Genomic DNA, 24,582 nt, shown 5'->3' with positions numbered 1-24,582 from the left:
CAATATTCACAACAGGCAGCGTAAGCGTAGCTGCCCGTTGTTGATCAGCCTTCGCGCCGATGAAAACGAATCAGAAAATCGGTTTCACAATCAAACTGCGATTCTGCCATCAACCCGTCACGCACTTCCGGCGTCGCACGCCATGCAAACGGCGTCATCTGTAGCAGACTGGCGGCATCGCTTCCCGACATCGACATCTGATACTGCAACCGCTCCACCGTTTCTAATACAAACCCCGGAAACACCTCGTCTACGTCAGGGTGTGGCCTGACTTCCTGATACACCCGCGCCTTGAGCGACAGTAAATGATTCGGCCCTGGAGACACTGTCATCAGCCCTCCCCCTGGCTGAATAACCCGCGCAAGCTCGTCACCATTACAGGGCGCATAGATTTTCAATACCGCAGCCAGAGAACAGTTCTGAAAAGGCAACCGTTGACTGGACGCCACACAAAACATCACCTGAGCATAACGTTTCGCCGCTCGCTGTATCGCCGCTCTGGATACATCCAACCCATAAACCGGCATTCCCTGTGGGGCTAGTTTGTCCGCCAGCGCAGCCGTGTAATACCCTTCACCACATCCGATATCCAGTAGCGCCCCCGGTTGTCCGCTCAAGCTGGCCGCCAGTTGCTCCGCAACCCTATCCCGCAACGGCTGATAGTGTCCATTATCAAGAAACGCCCTGCGAGCCTGCATCATTTCAGCGCTGTCCCCCGGTTGTCTGGAGCGCTTGAACTGCACCGGCAACAAATTGACGTACCCTTCCCGCGCGCAATCAAAGTGGTGTCGTCCACAGGACCAACGACCAGATTCGGCATTCAAGGGCTGATGACATAAGGGGCATTGATACGGTACCGAAGATTTTTGCATAGCATTCTTGATGATGAGAAAAACAAAAAACCCGCACAAGGCGGGTTTTATGGCATGAGCTGAAAATTACAGTGCAACAACATTCACTGCAGAAGGACCTTTCTGGCCATCCTGAATTTCAAACTCAACATTCTGGCCTTCAGCTAATGTTTTAAAGCCGTTGCCCTGAATTGCAGAGAAGTGTACGAACACGTCTTTGCTGCCATCAGCAGGAGTAATGAAACCGAAGCCTTTAGACTCGTTGAACCACTTAACCTGACCTTTAATCTTTGCCATTTCAAAGTTTCCTTTAATAGTTTAAACCGCACTGAGGCGTTATACAGAAAAACCAAAGTCGTTACTGCTTGAGGCACTAAAATAAGGATCGGCAGAGAAGTGGTATTCAACGCTAACGTTTGTACTCAAGACTTCTTTACTGAAAATGCCATTCATATACAGAACTGTACCTCGTTTTACCCAGATGCGTTATTACATACTATGTAATCGTTGGCAAGGCATTTTTTGCCAGCCATGACATGTCGCACAAATTAACGCTTTTAATGTATCATTAATATCCACTCTACAATATCGCGGGATATTGACACCTCAACGCATTCTCTGCGGCACATCCGACCATTTGATTATGTGCACAGCATTTCAATTACGCAAGCCAGTATGATCGACTGATTGTCAGCCGCACTTGTCATCACAAAATAATATTACCCGTAAATCACAGGATGCATTGACTGTCCAGCCACTGCTTATCAAAAATGTGATTAAGGTTTTCTTTTTTTGTACTTTAACAATAAGAAAAGCCTTTTATGACAAGGTAGTACACATCGTCTATTTCTAATCGTGACTATCCACGCATATAATAATGATGAAACATAGCAAGTATTCCCGTTCAAAACCCAGCACATTTTCGTAAGAAAAATGATTTGCCGATGATTTTTCTTCGCCTTATTGTGGATTTATTTCTGCTTTTTTAGCGGCTAAAAAAATGTTTATACCCGACATTGGCCTGATTGGTTTACCTGCTTATTTCCTGATTATTCAAGAATGCTACTGAGTTATATTCTTTCTCGCCGTATACACCAATGACATTTATCTGTTGTGTTTTACATAACGCAAAATTAATCTGAATCAAATGCTGACACATTCATACAAAATAAAACCACCACTCTGCGTCAAATCCAACGTTGCCGTTGCTCACACTACAGGATTGCATCATTTTTTTAACATCTATCGTGACAACCCTGACTGAGCGCGTTATTGTGTCCCTGCCGCCATCGTCTAATCACATCATACCGGCGGATTCACATTTTTATGAGGGAAGCGCACAAACCTGACCGCCATTGTGGCGGCAGCCTGATTTCTCTCATTTCCGGTAGCCATATAGCACAGCAAGAGCTGTGCGCCAGATTCAGTTTTTACACTGCATAAATCGCTAACGTAATGATATATCGGCAACATCAACGGGAGGTGACCTATGTGGCAGACGATTGGGCAACTGCTGGAAGAACATCTCGGCCCCGGCGATATTCTGGAGAGGAAGGAATTACCCGGTGGTGAAGTGCATTCCGCCTGGCATCTGCGTTACGGTCAGCATGATGTTTTCGTTAAGTGTGATGCCCGTGAGCTACTGACCAAATTTCGAGCAGAAGCTGAACAACTGGAACTGTTGGCGCGCAGTAACACGGTGCAGGTACCGGCAGTCTACGGTGTCGGCAGCAATCGTGACTACAGTTTCCTGCTGCTGGAATACCTCCGTGCCAAACCCGCCTCTGCGCACGATGCCTGGTGCCTGGGGCAACAACTGGCACTGCTGCATCAATGGAGCGATCAACCTCAATTTGGCCTCGATTTCGACAATGATCTCTCTACCACACCACAACCCAATGCCTGGCAGCGTCGCTGGTCCAGCTTTTTTGCAGAACAGCGTATTGGCTGGCAGTTGCAACTGGCTGCAGAAAAAGGGCTGCATTTTGGTGATATCGATACACTGATTGCTCAGGTGGAAAAACGACTCTCCGGCCACCAGCCCCAGCCGTCATTACTGCACGGCGATCTGTGGTCCAACAATTGTCTTAATACCGATCACGGCTATTATCTGTTCGACCCGGCCTGCTACTGGGGCGACCGGGAATGCGATTTGGCTATGCTACCGCTACACGCCGAATTGCCACCGCAAATTTATGACGGTTACCAGAGTGTCTGGCCGCTGGAAAAGGATTTTATTGAACGCCAGCCTATTTACCAAATTTACTCTCTGCTTAACAGAGCTAATCTGTTTGGCGGCAAGCACGTAGTTACTGCCCAGCAGGCGATAGAAAATCAATTGCTGTAATACGCGGAGTGAAAAACCGATGCCGGGGCACCGCCCCGGCGAGCCGTCAGACCAGAATACCCACGACCTTCAGCGTCAGGTAGCCAATCACAGCAACGACAACCGGCAGGATATACAGCGGAAAAAATTGCACCAGAATCGTGTGACGAGGTAATTCCACCCGCGATTCCAGTTCTTCTCTGCTCTTGCCTTCATCGCCTTTGGCTTTTTCCAGAATCAACTGATCTTCCAGCCCTTCACGAATGTGCTTAACCTGACGAGACAGACGGGAGCCTGACACCTGTAGCGCCAGACCAACGAATATCAACAGGTAGATCAGCCAGAACATGACGGTAGCTGCTGACAACAGCCGACTAAAATCAGGCACCGGCGAGTTGTACCAAAAAATGTTCAGAAACGGGGTATTAAAGCGCAGCACTTCCACCACCAGATGCAGGAAGTCCTGCATCACGCCATTAATACCCGGCTTTTTCTCGGTAAAAGCATGAACGAGATTAGCCAGCGAGATAATGGTCGAGAACAAAGCAGGAAGAAAGACGACCCACCCCGTAATACGCTTAATCACGGCAAAAAGGCCAGCCTGTTGATACGTCATGTGTTCCCCTTGTGCGTGACGTCACGCCCAGTGCCACGGTGAGCAAAAAAATGTAGACCCATAAAACCCGTTAGCAGGGTACTTCAGGTTTTAACAGAGTCAACTTTTCTTTAGCCACAGCCGCGAACCGGTGGCAGCGTGCAATGTCTGACGGATAAAAGACAAAGTATATAAAAGGCAAAGTAAAAGGAGGAGTTTTGGCAAAGCGCCGACAATATCGCCGGCACCTTATAAATAGAAGAGATCAGAGGAAATCTGCACGTTTCGGCGAGAACGTGTCGATCAATACACTGCCTTCTTCCAGCGATACGACACCGTGCATTTCATTCTTCACCGCCATATAGGCATCGCCGGTTTTCAGAATACGTTTCTCACCTTCAATCACTACTTCGAAGCTGCCTGACGCCACATAGGCTATCTGGTCATGGATATCATGTTTGTGCGGTGTACCGATGGCACCTTTGGCAAAATGAACGCATACCATCATCAGCTCATCGCTCCAGGTGATGATTTTACGTTTAATGCCGCCACCCAGCTCTTCCCACGGCGTTTCGTCATCAATAAAGTACCTTCTCATGGTTTCTCCTTACAGTAGTACGGCGTGCCTCCCTTGAATAATCAAGGTAGCACAAAGGATAAATACCGCTATTCTAGTAACATCAGCATCAGATGAAACATAAAATAAGCAAAACCATGATGCCTCTCAAGAAATAAATAAAACATTATTTCATTTTTATTGAATTCACATCTCAACCACACTATTATCGCGTCACAACACGAAAGAACCGGGCAAAAAGGCTCAGGTGACGTTGTCACTGCCACGCAAGGTTATCTGTTCCGCCCGGCGCTTTCCTGTCAGGTTCATGGCCTGATTTCTACTTGAAATCGAGGAACAGCCATGCCAATCCGTCGGAGCCTCCACGGCGATCACGTCCGCCAGCTTGATACCGCTGGCCTGCGATGCGAGTTTCTGATCGGATGCGTGTTTGATGCAGACGCCTGCACCATGACGCAAAACCACATTGATAAGATTACTGAACGAGCAGGCGGTAATTTCACCAGGCTGATCGATTCATTCGGGCGTAAGTACCACTGGTTACGCCTTTATCTGGGGATAGTTGGCGATAATCAGGTTTTCTCAGACATGGCTAATGTCAAGGTTAGTGAACAAACAGTACTAACGGCGGCTGGCCTGAAAGATTTCATGTTGCGGGAGAGCGGCACGTAAGCAAATCCGATGGCGTAATGGGGATGAGCGAAAATAGCCAATCAACCACAACCTAAAATGTGATGGGTATAACCGGTATTCCCCAGTAACAAGCTCACGACAAACTATGTCGCTTACAGAGAGATCAACGCTATGATTCTAGATTCATTCAATTTACAAGGCAAAGTGGCACTGATCACCGGTTGCGATACCGGCCTGGGTCAGGGTATGGCTGTCGGTCTGGCTGAAGCCGGCTGTGACATCGTCGGCGTCAACATTGTTGAACCGAAAGAAACCATCGAAAAAGTCACTGCCACAGGCCGTCGTTTCCTCAGCCTGACCGCTGACATGAGCGATATCTCCGGTCATGCGGCGCTGGTGGAAAAAGCCGTTGCCGAGTTAGGTAAAGTGGACATTCTGATCAACAATGCCGGTATTATCCGTCGTGAAGACGCCATCGAGTTCAGCGAGAAAAACTGGGACGATGTGATGAACCTGAACATCAAGAGCGTATTCTTCATGTCGCAGACCGTTGCCCGTCAGTTCATCAAGCAAGGTCATGGCGGTAAAATTATCAATATCGCTTCGATGTTGTCCTTCCAGGGTGGTATCCGCGTGCCTTCCTACACTGCTTCCAAAAGCGCGGTCATGGGTATTACCCGTCTGATGGCCAATGAATGGGCGCAACACAACATCAACGTCAACGCTATTGCACCCGGCTACATGGCAACCAATAACACCCAGCAGTTGCGTGCCGATCAAGACCGTAGCAAAGAAATTCTGGATCGTATCCCGGCTGGCCGTTGGGGTCTGCCGCAAGATCTGCAAGGCCCGGCAGTCTTTCTGGCCTCCAGTGCATCTGATTATATCAATGGTTATACCATCGCCGTTGACGGTGGCTGGCTGGCTCGTTAATTTTCCCAAAAAAAATTTTTCATGGTCAAAGGCACAACACCAAGTTGTGCCTTTTTTTGTAAATCAAAAAGTTAAAAAATTTTGCCACCAGCAATAGTTTCCAAATTCTTCATAAAAAAATTTCAAAACAACGTTCCGACTTTGATCACACTTTCACTATTGAGCACATGACGAAGATATAATCCGAGCAATATAATCAATCAAAACAATGTTTCTATTTATAAAGAACTGTGTCCTCAGGTTCTACAAGAAGGTAGTCCATGAGTATTTTTACTGATTTAAACACCAGCAGAAAATGGCAAATCGACCAGTGGCTAGTGGCGATTAACAGCCATATTGAAAAGATTCAGCAATACGGCCATAGCACCATCCATCCAACACCGCTATTGGCTGATGGATTTGAGATAAAAACACGGTCGCCCGTTGTCTGGCAATTTCCTGATGGTCATAACGCTCCCATTTCCAATTTTGCCAGTCAGCAAAATTGGCTGAAGCTATTGGTTTCCATGAGTACCGTCACAGAAATGGAAAAATATCGCCAGTCTGCATTTTCTCAGAGCGACTATTTTCTGAGTCGCTTTGTCGATGAAAATAGCGGGCTTTTTTATTGGGGCGGTCACCGGTTTATTAATCTCGATACGCTGGACAGCGAAGGGCCGGAATCTAAATCATTGGTACATGAATTAAAACACCATCTGCCTTATTACGATTTTCTTTATCAGGTTAATCCGAAAAAAATCCGTCATTTTATTCAGGGATTCTGGAATGCACATGTAGAAAACTGGGACTGTCTCGATCTGGGGCGTCACGGCGATTATGCCAAACAACGCGACCCAAACGTATTTCTGCATTCTCGCCACGATGTGGTAAACCCCGCTACATGGCCAGAACTGCCGTTAACCAAAGGGCTAACCTTCGTTAATGCAGGTACCGACCTGATTTACGCCGCTTTTGCTTATGCTCGCCATAGCGGTGATATGCACGCAGCAGCCTGGGGTAAGCATCTTTATCGACAATATGTACTGGCACGTAACCCGGAAACCGGTATGCCAGCTTACCAGTTCAGTTCGCCATTGCAGCGCCAGCCGGTGCCGGCTGACGATAACCAAACCCAATCCTGGTTCGGTGATCGCGCGCAGCGGCAGTTCGGTCCGGAATTCGGCGCCATTGCCCGTGAGGCTAACGTGCTGTTCCGCGACATGCGTCCGCTGTTGATCGATAACCCGCTGGCGATGCTCGATATTCTGCACCACCAACCAGACGATGAAATCCTGACATCGGTCATCGTTGGTCTGAAAAATTACTACCAATATGCGTACGATGTTGACAGCAACAGCCTGCGTCCAATGTGGAATAACGGCCAGGACATGACCGGCTACCGCTTCAAACGCGATGGTTATTACGGTAAAGCGGGTACCGTTCTTAAACCGTTCCCATTGGAAGGCGATTACTTGCTGCCGCTGGCGCGCGCCTGGCGACTGAGCGACGATGACGACCTGTACATGCTGATCGTCACCATGTTGTCCCGCCTGGAAAGACAAGGCATTCATCAATCCACCTCTCCTTTTCTGCTGCTGGCAATTACCGAACTGGCGCAGGCGACACAATCAGCGCAATGGGCAGAATATGCCTGGCAAATGGCGGAAATTTTATTTAAACGCCATTTCCATCACGGTTTATTCGTTCGCTCTGAACATCATCGTTATGTACGACTTGACGATCCCTTTCCTGCCATTTTACTGACACTCATCGCCGCCTGCAGAAATACGTGGACGGAAATCCCCGCCATCCTGACGCAAGGGGGATATATCCATGGTGACTATCGTATTAATGGAGAAAGCCGGGTTATTTACGACACAGAATTTATTTACCCACAACAATTAATACACTGATTTTCTTTTACAGATTCATCATTACTAACGCAGGTAGGCATTATGAACGAAAACAGAATGCTGGGGTTAGCTTATATCTCGCCCTATATAATAGGGTTGATAGTTTTCACCGCCTTTCCCTTTATTTCATCGTTTGTACTCAGTTTTACTGAGTATGATTTAATGAGTCCGCCCACATTCACCGGCCTGGAAAATTATCACCGGATGCTTATGGAGGACGATCTTTTCTGGAAATCCATGGGCGTCACCTTTGCTTATGTCTTCTTAACTATCCCGCTGAAACTCATTTTCGCACTGCTTATCGCATTCGTGCTGAATTTCAAGTTACGCGGAATTGGCTTTTTCCGCACCGCCTATTACGTACCGTCTATTCTCGGCAGCAGCGTCGCTATCGCCGTGTTGTGGCGCGCCCTGTTCGCCATCGATGGTCTGTTGAACAGCTTTATCGGCGTTTTTGGCGTCGATCCGGTTAACTGGCTCGGCGAGCCGGCACTGGCGCTGATGTCGGTAACCCTGCTGCGTGTCTGGCAGTTTGGTTCCGCCATGGTGATCTTTCTGGCTGCACTGCAAAACGTGCCGCAATCCCAGTATGAAGCGGCGATGATCGACGGTGCCTCGAAATGGCAGATGTTCCTGAAAGTGACCGTGCCGCTGATTACACCGGTTATCTTCTTCAACTTCATTATGCAAACGACACAGGCGTTTCAGGAGTTCACCGCCCCCTACGTCATTACCGGCGGTGGCCCCACCCACTACACTTATCTGTTCTCGCTCTATATCTATGATACGGCCTTCAAATATTTTGATATGGGGTACGGCGCAGCGCTGGCGTGGGTGCTGTTCCTGGTGGTAGCCGTATTCGCCGCTATCTCCTTCAAATCGTCTAAATACTGGGTGTTCTACTCCGCCGATAAAGGAGGAAAAAATGGCTGATATTCATTCTCCACTGTCTGCGCAGGATATCGCAGCGGCAGAAGTTCGCCGTACGCTGCGCCGTGAAAAAATCAGCGCAGGCATCCGTTACACCATTTTGTTGGCTGTCGGCATCCTGATGCTCTACCCGCTGGCGTGGATGTTCTCGGCATCGTTCAAACCGAACCATGAGATCTTCACCACGCTGAGTCTGTGGCCAACACACATCACCTGGGATGGTTTTATCAACGGCTGGAAAACCGGCACCGAATACAACTTCGGTCACTACATGGTCAATACCTTCAAATATGTGATCCCGAAGGTCGTGCTGACGGTGATTTCCTCCACTATCGTGGCTTACGGTTTCGCCCGGTTTGAGATTCCGTGGAAGAACTTCTGGTTCGCCACCCTGATAGCCACCATGTTGCTGCCAAGCACCGTGCTGCTGATTCCGCAGTACATCATGTTCCGTGAAATGGGAATGCTGAACAGCTACCTGCCGCTGTATGTACCGGTTGCGTTCGCCACTCAAGGGTTCTTCGTGTTCATGTTGATTCAGTTCCTGCGCGGCGTACCGCGTGATATGGAAGAAGCCGCGCAGATAGATGGTTGCAACTCCTGGCAGGTGCTGTGGTACGTAGTGGTGCCGATTCTGAAACCGGCCATTATTTCGGTCGCCCTGTTCCAGTTTATGTGGTCAATGAACGATTTTATCGGCCCACTGATTTACGTTTACAGCGTGGACAAATACCCCATTGCGCTGGCTTTGAAAATGTCTATCGACGTGACAGAAGGCGCACCATGGAACGAAATTCTGGCAATGGCGAGTATTTCCATTCTGCCGTCCATCATCATTTTCTTCATGGCTCAGCGCTACTTCGTTCAGGGCGTTACCAGCAGCGGAATTAAAGGTTAATTGAGGATTTATCATGGCTGAAGTCATTTTCAACAAACTGGAAAAAGTCTACTCCAACGGTTTCAAAGCCGTTCACGGTATCAACCTGACGATCAAAGACGGCGAATTCATGGTGATTGTAGGACCATCAGGCTGTGCGAAATCCACAACCTTGCGCATGTTGGCTGGGCTGGAAACCATCAGCGGCGGTGAAGTTCGCATCGGTGACAAAATAGTCAATAATCTGGCGCCGAAAGATCGCGGTATTGCCATGGTGTTCCAGAATTATGCCCTCTACCCGCACATGACGGTTCGAGAAAACCTGGCCTTCGGCCTGAAGCTCAGCAAGATGCCGAAAGACAAGATCGACGAACAGGTTAATGAAGCCGCTAAGATTCTGGAACTGGAAGAGTTGATGGACCGCCTGCCACGCCAGTTGTCCGGCGGTCAGGCGCAGCGTGTGGCGGTCGGTCGCGCCATCGTGAAAAAGCCGGATGTCTTCCTGTTCGACGAACCGCTTTCCAACCTGGACGCCAAACTGCGCGCCTCAATGCGTATCCGTATTTCGGATCTGCATAAGCAATTGAAAAAGAGCGGCCACCCCGCTACCAGCGTCTACGTGACGCACGATCAGACTGAAGCCATGACCATGGGCGACCGTATCTGCGTCATGAAACTGGGTCACATCATGCAGGTGGATACGCCGGATAACCTGTACCACTTCCCGAAGAATATGTTTGTCGCCGGTTTTATCGGTGCGCCGGAAATGAACATCAAATCGGGCAAATTGCTGGAAGATAACGGCCAGATCTCGTTGCAGGTAGGCCACTATACCATGAGCCTTAGCCAATCGCGGCAAGACAAAGTACGCGACTACGTGGGTAAAGACATCTGCTTCGGTGTTCGTCCGGAATATGTCACGGTATCGGAAACGCCTTTCGACGGCGGTCATTTCCAGGGTGAGCTGGTGCGTGCTGAGAACATGGGCCACGAATTCTTTATGTACATCAAGGTCGATGGTTTTGAACTGACCAGCCGTATGCCGTCAGACGAAGCGAGGATGATTATTAGCAATGGTCTGAATCGTCAGGTGTATTTCAGATTTGATATGGATAAATGCCATATTTTCGATGCAAAAACAGAACAAAATATCTCTCTTTAACAGGAGTATAACCGATGAAAAAAGTCATCCTACGAACATTGATTGCCTCTTCTCTGGCTCTGATAGCACACCAGTCTTTCGCCGCTGATCAGGTTGATCTACGCATGTCATGGTGGGGTGGCAATGGCCGCCACCAGGTGACGTTGAAAGCGATTGATGAATTCCAGAAAAAATATCCGGACATCAAAGTAAAAGCAGAATACACCGGTTGGGATGGTCATCTGTCGCGCCTGACTACCCAGATCGCTGGCAACACCGAGCCAGACATCATGCAAACCAACTGGAACTGGTTACCAATTTTCTCCCGCACCGGTGATGGCTTCTACGATCTGAACAAGGTGAAAGACGTGTTGGATCTGTCGCAGTTTGATGCGAAAGAACTGCAAGCCACCACGGTAGACGGCAAACTGAACGGAATTCCGATCTCCGTGACGGCCCGTGTATTTTATTACAACACCGAAACCTGGAAGAAATCCGGCTTATCCGCACCGAAAAACTGGGATGAGTTGCTGAACGCCGGCAAAGTGTTCAAGGAAAAATTGGGCGATCAATTCTACCCGCTGGTACTGGAACATCAGGACTCACTGGCATTGTTGAACTCTTACATGGTGCAGAAATATGGCATCCCGGCGGTGGATGAAAAAAACAAGAAGTTCTCCTATACCGATGCACAATGGATAGAATTCTTCGAAATGTACAAAAAGCTGGTTGATGCCCACGTTATGCCGTCGGCGAAATACTATGCGTCATTCGGCAAGAGCAACATGTATGAAATGAAACCGTGGATTACCGGTGACTGGGGCGGCACCTACATGTGGAACTCCACTATCACCAAATATTCAGACAACCTGCAACCACCTGCCAAACTGGAACTGGGCGCTTACCCGATGTTGCCAGGCGCCAAAGAAGCGGGGTTGTTCTTCAAACCGGCTCAGATGTTGTCCATCGGCAAATCCAGCAAGCACCCGAAAGAAGCCGCCATGCTGATCAACTACCTGTTGAACAGCAAGGAAGGCATTCAGGCGCTGGGTCTGGAGCGTGGTGTACCATTGAGTAAAGCCGCTGTTGCACAGTTACGCGCCGACGGCATCATCAAGGATAGCGATCCATCGGTAGCGGGCCTGAATCTGGCCTTGTCTTTGCCGCATGACACCAAAACCTCGCCTTATTTTGACGACCCGCAGATTGTCGCCCTGTTTGGCGATGCCATTCAGTATATCGATTACGGTCAAAAATCGGTGGAAGAAACGGCCAAATATTTCCAACGCCAGGCTGAGCGTATTCTGAAACGCGCCATGAAAGAATAATTACTGATTATTTCTTTTAAGCCCCGACGCCTTCGTTGGGGCTTTTTTATTAAAAACATGTCGCAGTCAGTAAAGAAAAATTTGTTGAATCAATCGGATAAAAAATAACTGGTTACAGCGTCACACCTTTCCTCATTCACGACAATCTTTTATACTGTATAAAATGACAGTTTTTGAGATGTTTCATGACCGCGGAAGGACACCTCCTGTTTGCCGTAGCCAGCGCAATCTTCGCCAAAAAAGCAGAATTATCGCCCGCTCTGGCAACAGGCGACTGGTGGCACATCATCCCCGCTGCTATGCTGACTGCCCTGTTACCCGATATCGACCACCCGAAGTCTATCCTGGGCCAGCGCCTGAAATGGATTTCCGTACCGATTGCCAGGCTGTGTGGTCATCGCGGTTTCACGCACAGTTTGCTGGCGATATTTATCGGTATCTATATCATCCGCACCCGACTACCGGCAGGTTGGCCATTACCGGGCGATGTCTATCACGCCATGATCGTCGGCTATTTGAGCCACATTGTTGCCGATATGCTGACCACCGCAGGTGTGCCGCTGTTATGGCCTTGTCGCTGGCGTTTTCGTCTGCCCATCCTTAATAGCGACAAAGGGAATCAACTGGAGCGACTGCTATGCCTGGGGTTGATTCTGTTTATGCTCTGGCAACCGCAACAACCGCTCGAATCCTGGCATTATGGCGAACCCGCACGGTGGCTACAGCAGATCAACCAGCAGTTGCACCAGCTACTGACTCGTTGACTCAACACCTGCCGGAGTTATTCCATTTCGCTCTAACAATGTGCTTCATCTCTATATAACTGCGATATAGCAGACCTGTTATGCTACGACTACGCTGGTCACGTTTCTTTAATTAACCGTGGCGGCCATGGTCATTAAAAAAGGAGTCGTGGGATGAATATTCCCCTGATAATAAATGTAGTTGTGTTTGCTGTACTGCTTTTCACACTAGGGTATGGCGGTAATAAAAGCTGGAGCCTGTCCAGAAAAGTGCTGCTGGGTCTGCTTACCGGCGTTCTGTTCGGTCTGGTATTACATCTGATTTATGGCGATGACAATCCTGTCGTCAAACAATCTATCTCCTGGTTCAACATCGTCGGCAATGGCTATGTGCAATTGCTACAGATGATTGTAATGCCGCTGGTATTTGTATCCATTCTCAACTCAGTCGCCCGACTGCATAACGCCTCATCACTGGGGAAAATCAGTCTGCTTGCGCTTGGCACCTTGCTGTTTACTACGCTTATCGCCGCCTTAATCGGTATCTTTGTGACCAATCTGTTTGGGCTTACCGCGTCAGGGTTGATACAGGGTGCACAGGAAACCGCCCGGTTATCTGCAATTCAAAGTAGTTATGTTGGCAAAGTTGCAGACCTGAACGTACCACAGCTGCTGCTGTCGTTTATCCCTAAAAATCCGTTTGCCGACCTGACCGGTGCTAACCCAACCTCGATCATCAGCGTAGTGATTTTCGCCGCGTTTCTCGGCATTGCCGCCCTTCAGTTGCTGAAGGACGATGTGGTAAAAGGCGAGCGTGTATTAACGGCTATTGATACGCTGCAATCCTGGGTGATGAAGCTGGTTCGTTTGGTCATGCGTCTCACGCCTTATGGCGTTATGGCGCTGATGACCAAAATGGTCGCCAGCTCCAACCTGCAGGACATCCTCAAACTCGGCAGCTTTGTCGTGGCGTCCTACCTTGGTTTGGCATTAATGTTTGGCGTTCATGCCCTGTTGCTGGCGCTGGCTGGCGTAAACCCGGCCCGTTTCTATCGCAAGGTCTGGCCAGTGCTGAGTTTTGCCTTCACCAGCCGCTCCAGCGCCGCTACCATTCCGCTGAATATCGAAGCCCAGACACGCCGTATCGGCGTGCCGGAATCCATCGCCAGCTTTGCCGCCTCCTTTGGCACTACCATCGGCCAGAACGGCTGCGCCGGATTGTACCCCGCGATGCTGGCGGTCATGGTTGCGCCAACGGTAGGCATCAATCCGTGGGACCCGATGTGGATTGCCACTCTGGCAGGTATTGTGACCCTCAGCTCAGCCGGTGTGGCGGGTGTTGGTGGTGGTGCCACCTTCGCCGCGTTAATTGTCCTGCCGGCCATGGGTTTGCCGGTGACGCTGGTCGCGTTGCTGATTTCAATTGAACCGCTCATTGATATGGGCCGCACTGCACTCAATGTCAGCGGCTCGATGACAGCCGGCACCCTTACCAGCCAGTGGTTAAAACAGACCGATAAAGCAGTGTTCAACCGGGATGATGATGCGGCGTTAACGCATCGTTAGTTCCCTTATCAGTCATAAAAAATGCCGGAGCAGTTTCCCACTCCGGCATTTCTATTTTCAGTCAGAATTTTGGATTGGTGTCGTATTCCTGACAACTCTGGAATCCCTTGTTCAACACATGACCTGTTTCATCAAAGCTGACGAAGTAGTACTGAATCTTACCGTCATGAGTGCCTAACACATAGGTATTACAGGTTCCCCGTGCATGAAGCATTGTGGCTTGCGTCGATGCGGGTCCGGCAATCCGATTCACTTCCTGCTGGCTCATGCCTTTTTTCACATCCTTCACTACAGGTTTAGTGAAGAAATTCTCTGCACGATCATAAACCATACACCCGGAAAGCAGCAGTGCACTTGCAGCGATATACATGAATAAACGTTTTTTCTTCATGCTATTACCTCATTCGCTATCGGTGTTGCTAAGACTAGACAGCCGCAACGGTTTTTTCAAATCAATGGTTGTCATTCAACAGACTACTCGTTGACGAAAAAGCCCCTCGGTGTGATGTAAAACCACCGGCTTCTTATTGTTCTTTTGTTCCATCGGAATTAACGTTACTCTTTGGCGATGTGAACAATTGTTCTGGCACATCAATAAGTTCAGGGGGTGGAGATGTCATTACAACGAGAAATCATTCAGGCGCTAGGGGTGAAAAGCACCATCGATCCGGCGCAGGAAGTTCGGGTGAGTGTTGATTTTTTAAAGAATTATCTGAAAGCACACCCATTCGTCAAAAGCCTGGTTCTGGGACTCAGTGGCGGACAGGATTCAACGCTGACGGGCAAACTATGCCAGACAGCGATCACCGAATTGCGCCAGGAAACAGGCAAAGCCGAGTACCGGTTCATCGCAGTGCGTTTGCCGTATGGCGTACAGGCTGATGAACAAGACTGTCAGGACGCCATCCAATTTATCCAGCCGGATCAGGTGCTAACTGTTAACATCAAACCGGCGGTGGATGCCAGTGAAGCGACGCTGCGCGCCATCGGCATTGAATTGTCTGACTTCGTTAAGGGCAATGAAAAAGCACGCGAGCGCATGAAAGCCCAGTACAGTATCGCAGGCATGAACGCCGGTCTGGTTGTAGGTACCGATCACGCAGCAGAAGCCGTCACCGGCTTTTTCACCAAATACGGTGATGGCGGTACTGACATCAATCCGATTTTCCGCCTCAACAAACGACAGGGAAAAGCCTTGCTCAGCCTGCTGGGTTGCCCATCTCACCTTTACACCAAGGCACCAACAGCAGACCTGGAGGATGATCGCCCCTCTCTGCCGGATGAGGTCGCGCTGGGTATCACCTACGAAAAAATCGACGATTATCTGGAAGGCAAACAGCTTGATCCCATCGATGCCGCCATTATCGAAAGCTGGTATCGTAAAACCGAGCACAAACGCCGACCGCCTATTACCGTCTTTGACGATTTCTGGCGGTAATCTTTTGCGTTGATAACCGTGTTGCAGCTTTAATCCCTGTTATAGCTTTAATCCCTTCAGACAGATGCCATCCGGCATCTGTCTGTTTTCCCATAACGCCATAGCCAATAATCATTGATGATACTCATAACCCCTTATCGCGCCACACTGGCCGGACTGCTGGCGATCATACTCTGGAGTACCTCGGTTGGTCTGATTCGCAGCCTGACTGAAGCACTGGGCGCGTTAGGCGGCGCTGCTATGATTTATACCACCAGCGCGCTCTGCCTGCTGCTGGTCGGACATCGTCCCACCTTTCGTTCCCATGCCAGGATTTACCTGCTGCTCGGCGGTGCTTTGTTTGTCAGCTACGAAATTTGCTTCTCGTTGTCGATTGGGCTGGCACAAAACCGAATGCAGGCGATGGAGCTGGGGATGATCAATTATCTGTGGCCCTGCCTGACTATTCTGTTCTCACTCTTTATTAACCAACAAAAAAGCCTGTTGTGGTTGTGGCCAGGCCTTGCCTTATCGATAACCGGGATTCTATGGATTCTGAAAGGCAATGGCGACTGGACGCCTGCACAGATGTGGCAAAACATCAGTGCCAATCCGCTGGCCTATAGCATGGCGCTGATCGCCGCGCTGGTCTGGGCACTTTACTGCAATATCTCACGCCGTTTCGGCAATGGAAAAAGCGGCATACTGTTGTTTTTCATCACCACTGCCGCCGTATTGTGGGGACAATATCTGCTCAGTGATGCTCCGGTTTTCGCCTTTTCGGCACGAACCCTGCTGGAGTTGTTGTTCATCGGTGGCTCAACCGCTCTGGCCTATGCCGCGTGGGATACGGGTATTCAGCGCGGTAACATGACGTTACTGGCCACAGCGTCTTACTTTACGCCAGTACTGACGACACTGATGGCCGCAATCTGGCTGCAAACTACCCCTACACTCGCTTTCTGGCAAGGTGTAGTCATGGTAACACTGGGGTCACTGTTGTCCTGGTTGGCCACACGTTAAGCTGCTTCAGGACAAGGTTTTCACATTAAATTGCATATATCATGCGATTTAAAAATCGTCATGGGAGTGCCACGATGTCCTCTTCCTCCGGCAAACGGATTCACCGGGAAAGCCTTACCATTCAGGCAATGATCACATTGTATGAACGGGCATTTCCAGCCCCTGCTGATGATGCGGATTATTATGTCAGGCTACAGGATTACGCATTGAACCGGCTGCAAAAATGCTATTACGGAGACAGCAAACCAGCCTGCAAGCAGTGCCAGATCCATTGCTATCAGCCCGCCAAGCGGGAAGCCATCAAAGCCGTTATGCGCTGGGCTGGCCCCAGAATGCTGCTGTACCATCCGATATTGGCTATCCGACACCTGCTGGATGATCGCAAACCCGTGCCTGCCGTGCCGCAACGTCCGTGCGCAAGAAAAATGGCCGAACCGTCCACTCCACTTTCAGACGATTCCATAAAAGAAAAAGGCCGCTAATGCGGCCTTTTTTGTCAAATCACGACACTTTGGGTGAGGCGTTCTCCACCCGACTCTTCAATTTCTGCCCTGGACGGAACGTGACAACCCGGCGAGCGGTAATCGGAATATCCTGGCCGGTTTTTGGGTTGCGCCCTGGGCGCTGGTTTTTGTCTCGCAAATCAAAATTGCCAAACCCCGACAACTTGACCTGTTCACCATTTTCCAGAGCGCGTCGAACTTCTTCGAAAAACAACTCGACGAGCTCTTTGGCATCCCGTTTGCTGAGCCCAAGCTTTTCAAACAGGTATTCAGACATTTCAGCTTTAGTAAGCGCCATAGGTTAATCCCTCAAGGATGCTTGGAATCGCTGTTTTAGTGCTGCTACGCATTGCGCAACGGTAGCGGCAATTTCCTCTTCTGCCAGTGTACGAGCGGTATCCTGCAATACCAGACTAATAGCCAGACTCTTATATCCTTCAGCTACGCCCTTGCCCCGGTACACGTCAAATAAGTTTACGCCAACTAGCTGATTTGCGCCAACTTTCTTGCATTCAGCCAAAACGTCGCCCGCAGGTACGCTTTCAGCCACCACGACAGCAATATCACGGCGATTCGCCGGGAAACGAGAAATATCTGCGGCCTCAGGCACCACGCGCTCAGCAACCTTGTCCCACAGTACTTCAAACACTACGGTACGCCCATTCAGGTCCAGTTTGCGCTCCAATTCCGGGTGAATCACACCGATATAGCCGATGCGCTCATCTGCCAGATAAATGGCCGCAGCTTGTCCTGGATGCAGCGCGGAATGACTTTCAGCCCGAAACTCAAGCGCAGACAGTTTCCCGGTCAATGCCAATACAGCTTCCAAATCGCCTTTTAAATCATAGAAGTCAACCGTCTGGCGCGCCAGATCCCAATGTTCTTCGTAGCGAGTTCCCGTGATGACCCCTGCCAGCATGGTTTCCTGACGCACGCCCAAGTCAGCGCTCTGGTCTGGAACAAAGCGTAAACCGCTCTCAAACACACGCAGACGGCTTTGTTGACGGTTCTGGTTATACACCACAGCCCCCAACAACCCACTCCACAGAGACAGGCGCATAGCGGACATTTCTACCGAAATCGGGCTCGGTAGAATCAACGCCTCTTCACCGGGATGAATCAGCGACTGAATTTTAGGGTCAACGAAGCTGTATGTGATCGCTTCCTGAAAACCGCGATCCACCAGCAGCGTTTTCACACGTTTAAGTGTGAGGTCTGCTTCGCGATGTTGCGTCATCTTCAGCGGCGCATGAGTAGGAATATTCGGAATGTTGTTGTAGCCGTAAACACGGGCGACCTCTTCCACCAAATCTTCCTCGATAGCCATATCGAAACGCCAGCTCGGCGCCAGCGCCTGCCAGCCATCGGCGGTTTTGGTTACCTGGCACCCCAGGCGATTAAGAATATCGCTGACTTTATCGTCGGAAATCACATGACCGATCAACCGATCCAGCTTGTCACGGCGTAACGCGATTGTTGCACGGGCCGGCAAATCTTTCTCACTGGTCACGTCCACTACCGGGCCGGCATCACCGCCGCAAATATCCAGTAACAGGCGGGTCGCACGTTCAATCGCCTGATGCTGCAATGCCGGGTCAACGCCACGTTCATAACGATGCGATGCATCAGTGTGCAAACCGTAGCGGCGTGCACGCCCGGTGATCGACAGCGGATTAAAATAAGCACATTCCAGCAGTACATCCTGCGTTTCACCATTCACACCAGAATGTTCGCCGCCGAAGATGCCGCCCATAGCCAGTGCTTTCTGATGATCGGCAATCACCAACGTATCGGCACTCAGGGTCGCGTCAGTACCGTCCAGCAGGCGCAGGGTTTCCCCCTCCTTCGCCATGCGCACCACAACGCCACCTTCAAGACGGCTGAGATCAAACGCGTGCATCGGCTGTCCCAGCTCCAACAACACGTAGTTGGTCACATCCACTACAGGATCGATGGAGCGAATGCCGCAGCGACGCAGTTTTTCGCGCATCCACAGCGGCGTAGCCGCCTTGACGTTGATACCCTTAACCACCCGGCCCAGATAGCGTGGGCACGCTTCGCTCGCTTCCACCTGAATCGGGAAACGGTCGGCAGTAGTCACAGCCACTGGTTCAATCGCCGGTGCGGTCAACACCAGTTCATTCAGTACCGCAACGTCACGAGCGACACCCAAAATGCCGAGGCAATCAGCACGGTTCGGCGTCACGCTGATCTCAATGGTATTGTCATCGAGTTTCAGGTATTCGCGGATATCAGTGCCTAACGGTGCATCGGACGGTAATTCGATAATCCCGCTGTGATCGTCGGAAATGCCCAGTTCGGAGAAAGAGCACAACATCCCTTCAGACGGTTCACCACGCAACTTAGCCGCCTTGATCTTGAAATCGCCCGGCAAAACCGCCCCTACAGTCGCCACCGCGACTTTAAGTCCCTGCCGGCAATTAGGCGCGCCGCAGACGATATCCAGCAATCGTTCACCGCCCACGTTGACTTTAGTCACACGCAATTTATCCGCATTCGGATGCTGTGCGCACTCCACCACTTCCCCAACGACCACGCCATGGAACGTGCCAGCTATCGGTTCAACGCCATCCACTTCCAGGCCAGCCATGGTAATTTGTTCAGATAAGGCATCGCTGCTGATGGCTGGGTTAACCCATTCCCGTAACCAGAGTTCACTGAATTTCATCTTGATATTCCTGCCTTATTTAAACTGTTTGAGGAAGCGTAAATCGTTTTCGAAGAAGGCGCGTAAATCCGTCACACCGTAGCGCAGCATGGTCAGGCGTTCCATCCCCATACCGAACGCAAAACCGGAATACACTTCCGGGTCGATGCCGACATTACGCAACACGTTTGGATGCACCATGCCGCATCCCAGCACTTCAAGCCATTTGCCGTTTTTACCCATCACATCCACTTCAGCTGAGGGTTCAGTAAACGGGAAGTAGGACGGGCGGAAACGCACCTGCAAATCTTCCTCAAAGAAATTGCGCAGGAAATCGTGCAACGTTCCCTTTAAGTTGGTGAAGCTGATGTTTTTATCCACGATCAGCCCTTCCATCTGATGGAACATCGGGGTATGCGTCTGATCATAATCGTTACGGTAAACACGTCCTGGCGCGATGATGCGAATCGGCGGCGGCTGTTTTTTCATGGTGCGAATCTGCACACCGGAAGTCTGCGTACGCAGCAAGCGGGTAGCATCGAACCAGAAGGTGTCATGATCGGCACGCGCCGGATGGTGGCCCGGAATATTCAGCGCATCGAAGTTATGGTAGTCGTCTTCGATTTCCGGACCTGACGCTACGGCAAAGCCCAGTTCGCCAAAGAAGGATTCAATGCGCTCGATAGTACGAGTAATCGGATGCAGACCACCATTCTCCATGGTTCTACCCGGCAATGAGACATCAATGGTTTCTGCTGCCAGTCGAGCATTCAGTTCAGCACTTTCCAGCGTCTGCTTACGCGCATTCAGGGCATCCTGTACTTCCTGTTTCGCCTGATTGATAACCGCCCCAGCGGCAGGACGTTCTTCAGCAGGCAGCTCGCGCAGCGAGGTCATCTGAAGGGTTAAGTGACCTTTTTTGCCCAGAAACTCAACGCGCACATTTTCCAGTGCGGCGACGTCTCCAGCCTGTTCTATGGCTGCTCTGGCTTTAGCAACCAGTTCTGCGAGATGTTGCATTGCATTCCTCTTCTTCTGCCTGTATGGCCGACAATCATGATTGGAAAGATACGATTTTCAGTACGCCAAACGTTACTAGATCTATGGATTCAGATATCTGAACCAATAAAAAAGCCTCCACAGAGGAGGCTTAGGCGCTACTTTTCGTTTCTGTTCTTACGCGCAAAGCCCCCGAATTTCAGGCGCTAAAGTAAAAAAAGAAACGGAAAATAGCAGAATTCATACTTGCGTTACCTTATTTGTCGTCGTCGTTGCCTGGCTAACCTGTTGACAATATACCAATTTCGCTCATTCTGAAAGCTTTTCATCCGCGATTGAGCAACATTATCCGCTATCAACTGGCATCAGAGACGAAAAGAGGGAGACAAGCTCCCTCTCTCATCTGACTTACGCCAGAGCTGATTTCGCTTTTTCAACCAGCGCGCTGAACGCTACTTTGTCGAATACGGCGATGTCAGCCAGAATCTTACGGTCAATTTCAACAGAGGCTTTTTTCAGGCCATTGATGAATTTGCTGTAAGACAAGCCATTCTGGCGGGCTGCTGCATTGATACGTGCAATCCACAGCTGGCGGAACTGACGCTTACGCTGACGACGGTCACGGTAAGCGTACTGACCAGCTTTGATTACTGCCTGGAAGGCAACACGATAAACGCGCGAACGGGCACCGTAGTAACCTTTCGCTTGTTTCAGGATCTTTTTGTGACGTGCACGAGCAACCACACCACGTTTTACGCGAGCCATATGCTCTCTCCTAAAGTCTTAATTCTGAGTTAAAAAAAGTTACTTATGCGTAAGGCAGACATGCTGCAACCAGGCCCAGATCGCCTTTGGAAACCATGGCTTTTGGACGCAGGTGACGTTTACGTTTAGTCGCTTTTTTGGTCAGAATATGACGCAGGTTAGCATGCTTACGCTTGAAACCACCGCTGGCGGTTTTCTTGAAGCGTTTAGCGGCGCCACGTACAGTTTTAATCTTTGGCATTGTTATTTCCACTTCGCATTGTTAAACAATGAATCAGACAAGGCGAACAAAAACCGCGCTACGCGAAGGCAGCGCGGAGTGTGTTACTTGGATGCCTTACTGTTTCTTCTTCGGTGCCAGCACCATAATCATCTGACGCCCTTCGATCTTGGTAGGGAACGACTCGACGACAGACAATTCATTCAGATCATCACGAATGCGATTAAGCATTTCGATGCCGATCTGCTGGTGAGCCATTTCACGACCACGGAAACGCAGTGTGATTTTGGCTTTGTCACCATCTTCCAGAAAGCGAATCAGGTTGCGTAGTTTGACCTGATAGTCGCCATCATCGGTACCAGGCCGGAATTTAATTTCCTTGACCTGAATAACTTTTTGTTTCTTTTTCTGCTCTTTAGTAGCCTTACTCTTCTCATAGAGGAACTTGCCGTAATCCATGATTCGGCAAACCGGCGGCTCGGCGTTCGGGCTGATTTCAACTAAATCAACACCTGCTTCCTCAGCTTTCTCTAACGCTTCATTCAGGCTGACAATACCGATCTGTTCGCCATCAACGCCCGTCAGACGTACCTCTTGTGCGCGAATTTCTCTGTTGATGCGATTAGGACGCGCCGGTTGAACTCGTTTTCCGCCTTTAATACCTTATTCCTCCAACTGATGAAGACTACGGCTGCGAATTTCTTCCTGCAGCTTCGTGATTACTTCACTGACGTCCATGCTTCCCAAGTCCTTGCCGCGGCGGGTACGGACAGCTACTTTGCCAGCCTCTACCTCTTTATCGCCACAAACAAGCATATAGGGAACACGCCGTAAAGTGTGCTCGCGGATTTTAAAGCCTATCTTCTCATTTCTCAAGTCCGCTTTAACGCGAATGCCCGCATCCTGCAATTTTCTTGTCAATTCGCTGACATAATCAGACTGACTATCAGTGATATTCATCACCACCGCCTGTACCGGTGCCAACCAGGTTGGGAAGAAACCGGCAAACTCTTCGGTCAAAATCCCGATAAAGCGCTCCATCGACCCAAGTATCGCCCGGTGAATCATGACGGGGACCTGACGCTCGTTGTTCTCGCCGACATAGGATGCACTCAAACGGCCTGGCAACGAGAAGTCCAACTGTACCGTGCCGCACTGCCAGGCGCGATCCAGACAATCATGCAACGTAAATTCGATTTTCGGCCCGTAGAACGCCCCCTCACCCGGTTGATACTCAAACGGAATAGCGTTTTCAGTCAATGCAGCAGCAAGGTCTTCTTCAGCCCGGTCCCACATGTCATCGCTGCCGATACGTTTTTCAGGACGCGTGGACAGTTTCACCACGATCTTCTCGAAACCGAAGGTGCTGTACATGTCGTACACCATCTTGATGCAGCTGTTTACCTCATCACGCACCTGCTCTTCGGTACAGAAGATATGGGCGTCATCCTGCGTAAAGCCGCGTACACGCATCAGACCGTGCAGGGAACCTGACGGTTCATTGCGGTGGCAGCTACCGAATTCCGCCATACGCAATGGCAGGTCGCGGTAAGATTTCAGCCCCTGATTGAAGATCTGCACATGTCCTGGGCAGTTCATCGGTTTGACGCAATATTCACGGTTCTCAGATGACGTCGTGAACATGGCCTCTTTATAGTTTTCCCAGTGCCCAGTTTTTTCCCACAGCACGCGGTCCATCATGAACGGACCTTTGACTTCCTGATACTGGTACTCTTTGAGCTTCATGCGTACAAAAGCTTCCAGCTCGCGGAAAATCGTCCAGCCATCGTTGTGCCAGAACACCATACCCGGCGCTTCTTCCTGCATATGATACAGGTCTAGTTGCTTACCGATTTTACGATGATCGCGCTTGGCGGCTTCTTCAAGGCGTTGCAGGTAGGCGCTCAGCTGTTTTTTATCTGCCCAGGCAGTGCCATAAATACGCTGCAGCATTTTGTTTTTGCTGTCACCGCGCCAGTAGGCACCGGAGGTCTTTTGCAGTTTAAAATGATGGCAGAAACGCATGTTCGGTACGTGCGGACCACGGCACATATCGATATATTCTTCGTGATGGTACAACCCAGGGCGATCATCATGGCTGATATTTTCATCAAGAATCGCCACTTTGTAGCTTTCGCCACGTGCCGTAAACGTATCACGCGCTTCCTGCCAGCTGACTTTTTTCTTGATAACGTCGTAATCTTTGCCAGCCAGCTCATGCATCCGCTTTTCAAGCAGTTCCAAATCTTCCTGCGTCAGGGTGCGATCCAGATCGACGTCATAATAGAAACCGTTGTCGATCACCGGACCAATCGCCATTTTGGTATCCGGCCACAATTGCTTGATAGCATGTCCCAGCAAATGTGCGCAGGAATGGCGAATAATTTCCATCCCTTCTTCATCTTTGGCAGTGATGATTGACAGTTGCGCATCAGATTCAATGACATCGACAGCGTCAACCAACTCACCATTAACCCGACCGGCGATACACGCTTTCGCCAGGCCAGGACCGATATCCAGTGCGACATCAAGAGGAGAAACGGCGTGGTCATAATGACGCTGGCTGCCGTCAGGAAGCGTAATAACAGGCATGTA

The 24,582-nt window shown here is 50.0% G+C and carries 26 protein-coding genes, 1 pseudogene and 1 other annotated feature; of the genes and pseudogenes, 13 read left to right on the top strand and 14 right to left on the bottom strand.

The features are described 5' to 3' along the window. Window positions 1-44 precede the first annotated feature (44 nt). From rlmA to Dpoa569_RS09105, 3 genes are all read right to left on the bottom strand, one after another. A complete protein-coding gene (gene rlmA / locus Dpoa569_RS09115; RefSeq protein ID WP_042870688.1) occupies window positions 45-872 on the bottom strand; it encodes a 23S rRNA (guanine(745)-N(1))-methyltransferase in 828 nt (275 codons plus the stop codon). Between the two features lie 66 nt (window positions 873-938). Next, the gene (gene cspE, locus Dpoa569_RS09110) at window positions 939-1,148 is read right to left on the bottom strand and encodes a transcription antiterminator/RNA stability regulator CspE (RefSeq protein ID WP_012769694.1); all 210 of its coding nucleotides are present in this window, start codon (window positions 1,146-1,148) and stop codon (window positions 939-941) included. 39 nt (window positions 1,149-1,187) lie between these two features. Beyond that, window positions 1,188-1,304, bottom strand: coding sequence for a DUF2627 domain-containing protein (locus Dpoa569_RS09105; protein WP_071604302.1), 117 nt, complete (start codon window positions 1,302-1,304; stop codon window positions 1,188-1,190). A 1,036-nt stretch (window positions 1,305-2,340) separates the two neighbouring features. Here Dpoa569_RS09105 and Dpoa569_RS09100 point away from each other — a divergent pair. Then, a complete protein-coding gene (locus Dpoa569_RS09100) occupies window positions 2,341-3,198 on the top strand; it encodes a fructosamine kinase family protein (protein ID WP_042870691.1) in 858 nt (285 codons plus the stop codon). A 46-nt stretch (window positions 3,199-3,244) separates the two neighbouring features. On the opposite strand, the gene Dpoa569_RS09095 is transcribed toward Dpoa569_RS09100, so the two are convergent. Both Dpoa569_RS09095 and Dpoa569_RS09090 read right to left on the bottom strand, forming a co-directional pair. Next, on the bottom strand, window positions 3,245-3,793 hold the full coding sequence (locus Dpoa569_RS09095) for a YniB family protein (RefSeq protein WP_042870693.1): 549 nt from the start codon (window positions 3,791-3,793) through the stop codon (window positions 3,245-3,247). Window positions 3,794-4,037: 244 nt separating this feature from the next. Continuing rightward, entirely contained in the window at window positions 4,038-4,370 is a 333-nt protein-coding gene (locus Dpoa569_RS09090) for a cupin domain-containing protein (protein WP_042870695.1), read from the bottom strand. Window positions 4,371-4,803: 433 nt separating this feature from the next. Here Dpoa569_RS09090 and Dpoa569_RS19815 point away from each other — a divergent pair. The 9 genes and pseudogenes from Dpoa569_RS19815 to Dpoa569_RS09045 form a co-directional block, all read left to right on the top strand. Then, window positions 4,804-5,021: pseudogene (locus tag Dpoa569_RS19815) on the top strand (hypothetical protein); the annotation flags it as partial. Between the two features lie 132 nt (window positions 5,022-5,153). Beyond that, window positions 5,154-5,915 (top strand): 2-dehydro-3-deoxy-D-gluconate 5-dehydrogenase KduD, encoded by a 762-nt coding sequence (gene kduD, locus Dpoa569_RS09080; protein ID WP_042870699.1) that lies wholly within the window; start codon window positions 5,154-5,156, stop codon window positions 5,913-5,915. A gap of 260 nt (window positions 5,916-6,175) precedes the next feature. Next, window positions 6,176-7,807 (top strand): pectate disaccharide-lyase PelW, encoded by a 1,632-nt coding sequence (gene pelW, locus Dpoa569_RS09075; RefSeq protein ID WP_042870701.1) that lies wholly within the window; start codon window positions 6,176-6,178, stop codon window positions 7,805-7,807. Between the two features lie 42 nt (window positions 7,808-7,849). Continuing rightward, a complete protein-coding gene (locus tag Dpoa569_RS09070) occupies window positions 7,850-8,740 on the top strand; it encodes a carbohydrate ABC transporter permease (RefSeq protein ID WP_042870703.1) in 891 nt (296 codons plus the stop codon). Then, entirely contained in the window at window positions 8,733-9,635 is a 903-nt protein-coding gene (locus Dpoa569_RS09065; protein ID WP_042870704.1) for a carbohydrate ABC transporter permease, read from the top strand. The genes Dpoa569_RS09070 and Dpoa569_RS09065 overlap by 8 nt, the downstream gene beginning before the upstream one ends. Before the next feature lie 13 nt (window positions 9,636-9,648). Beyond that, window positions 9,649-10,776, top strand: coding sequence for an ABC transporter ATP-binding protein (locus Dpoa569_RS09060; RefSeq protein ID WP_042870707.1), 1,128 nt, complete (start codon window positions 9,649-9,651; stop codon window positions 10,774-10,776). A gap of 14 nt (window positions 10,777-10,790) precedes the next feature. Continuing rightward, window positions 10,791-12,083, top strand: coding sequence for an ABC transporter substrate-binding protein (locus Dpoa569_RS09055; RefSeq protein WP_042870709.1), 1,293 nt, complete (start codon window positions 10,791-10,793; stop codon window positions 12,081-12,083). A gap of 185 nt (window positions 12,084-12,268) precedes the next feature. Continuing rightward, window positions 12,269-12,847: a metal-dependent hydrolase gene (locus tag Dpoa569_RS09050; protein WP_042870711.1), complete on the top strand. Its 579-nt coding sequence runs from the start codon at window positions 12,269-12,271 to the stop codon at window positions 12,845-12,847. 153 nt (window positions 12,848-13,000) lie between these two features. Further along, window positions 13,001-14,392 (top strand): L-cystine transporter, encoded by a 1,392-nt coding sequence (locus tag Dpoa569_RS09045; protein ID WP_042870713.1) that lies wholly within the window; start codon window positions 13,001-13,003, stop codon window positions 14,390-14,392. Between the two features lie 61 nt (window positions 14,393-14,453). Here the strand turns inward: Dpoa569_RS09045 and osmE are convergent, their stop codons facing one another. After that, a complete protein-coding gene (osmE, locus tag Dpoa569_RS09040) occupies window positions 14,454-14,783 on the bottom strand; it encodes an osmotically-inducible lipoprotein OsmE (protein WP_042870715.1) in 330 nt (109 codons plus the stop codon). A gap of 222 nt (window positions 14,784-15,005) precedes the next feature. Between osmE and nadE the strand changes: the two genes are divergently transcribed. The 3 genes from nadE (at window position 15,006) to Dpoa569_RS09025 (ending at window position 17,314) form a co-directional block, all read left to right on the top strand. After that, a complete protein-coding gene (nadE, locus tag Dpoa569_RS09035) occupies window positions 15,006-15,830 on the top strand; it encodes an ammonia-dependent NAD(+) synthetase (RefSeq protein WP_042870717.1) in 825 nt (274 codons plus the stop codon). Window positions 15,831-15,947: 117 nt separating this feature from the next. After that, window positions 15,948-16,832, top strand: coding sequence for an aromatic amino acid DMT transporter YddG (gene yddG, locus Dpoa569_RS09030; RefSeq protein ID WP_128569722.1), 885 nt, complete (start codon window positions 15,948-15,950; stop codon window positions 16,830-16,832). A 74-nt stretch (window positions 16,833-16,906) separates the two neighbouring features. Next, window positions 16,907-17,314 carry a nitrous oxide-stimulated promoter family protein gene (locus Dpoa569_RS09025; RefSeq protein ID WP_042870718.1) on the top strand — a complete coding sequence of 136 codons (408 nt, stop codon included), beginning with the start codon at window positions 16,907-16,909 and terminating at the stop codon, window positions 17,312-17,314. Window positions 17,315-17,333: 19 nt separating this feature from the next. Here Dpoa569_RS09025 and ihfA read toward each other — a convergent pair whose 3' ends face one another. The 8 genes from ihfA to thrS form a co-directional block, all read right to left on the bottom strand. Then, window positions 17,334-17,633, bottom strand: a complete 300-nt coding sequence (ihfA, locus tag Dpoa569_RS09020) for an integration host factor subunit alpha (RefSeq protein WP_042870720.1) — start codon at window positions 17,631-17,633, stop codon at window positions 17,334-17,336. A gap of 3 nt (window positions 17,634-17,636) precedes the next feature. Next, window positions 17,637-20,024, bottom strand: coding sequence for a phenylalanine--tRNA ligase subunit beta (gene pheT, locus Dpoa569_RS09015; RefSeq protein WP_042870723.1), 2,388 nt, complete (start codon window positions 20,022-20,024; stop codon window positions 17,637-17,639). Window positions 20,025-20,039: 15 nt separating this feature from the next. Continuing rightward, entirely contained in the window at window positions 20,040-21,023 is a 984-nt protein-coding gene (gene pheS / locus Dpoa569_RS09010; protein ID WP_042870725.1) for a phenylalanine--tRNA ligase subunit alpha, read from the bottom strand. Between the two features lie 104 nt (window positions 21,024-21,127). Next, window positions 21,128-21,251, bottom strand: a sequence feature (Phe leader region). Then, window positions 21,202-21,246 carry a pheST operon leader peptide PheM gene (pheM, locus tag Dpoa569_RS09005; RefSeq protein ID WP_128569815.1) on the bottom strand — a complete coding sequence of 15 codons (45 nt, stop codon included), beginning with the start codon at window positions 21,244-21,246 and terminating at the stop codon, window positions 21,202-21,204. It overlaps the preceding feature by 45 nt. Window positions 21,252-21,410: 159 nt before the next feature. Beyond that, window positions 21,411-21,767 carry a 50S ribosomal protein L20 gene (gene rplT, locus Dpoa569_RS09000; protein WP_012769671.1) on the bottom strand — a complete coding sequence of 119 codons (357 nt, stop codon included), beginning with the start codon at window positions 21,765-21,767 and terminating at the stop codon, window positions 21,411-21,413. A gap of 43 nt (window positions 21,768-21,810) precedes the next feature. Further along, a complete protein-coding gene (gene rpmI / locus Dpoa569_RS08995; protein WP_012769670.1) occupies window positions 21,811-22,008 on the bottom strand; it encodes a 50S ribosomal protein L35 in 198 nt (65 codons plus the stop codon). Window positions 22,009-22,104: 96 nt separating this feature from the next. After that, the gene (gene infC, locus Dpoa569_RS08990; RefSeq protein WP_071604303.1) at window positions 22,105-22,647 is read right to left on the bottom strand and encodes a translation initiation factor IF-3; all 543 of its coding nucleotides are present in this window, start codon (window positions 22,645-22,647) and stop codon (window positions 22,105-22,107) included. Between the two features lie 3 nt (window positions 22,648-22,650). Continuing rightward, window positions 22,651-24,579, bottom strand: coding sequence for a threonine--tRNA ligase (gene thrS, locus Dpoa569_RS08985; RefSeq protein ID WP_042870729.1), 1,929 nt, complete (start codon window positions 24,577-24,579; stop codon window positions 22,651-22,653). Window positions 24,580-24,582: the final 3 nt, after the last annotated feature.

This window comes from Dickeya poaceiphila (genome assembly GCF_007858975.2).
GTDB classification, from domain to species: domain Bacteria; phylum Pseudomonadota; class Gammaproteobacteria; order Enterobacterales; family Enterobacteriaceae; genus Dickeya; species Dickeya poaceiphila.
Note: the sequence above shows the minus strand (reverse complement) of the source record. Positions and strands in the feature narration are given on the sequence as shown.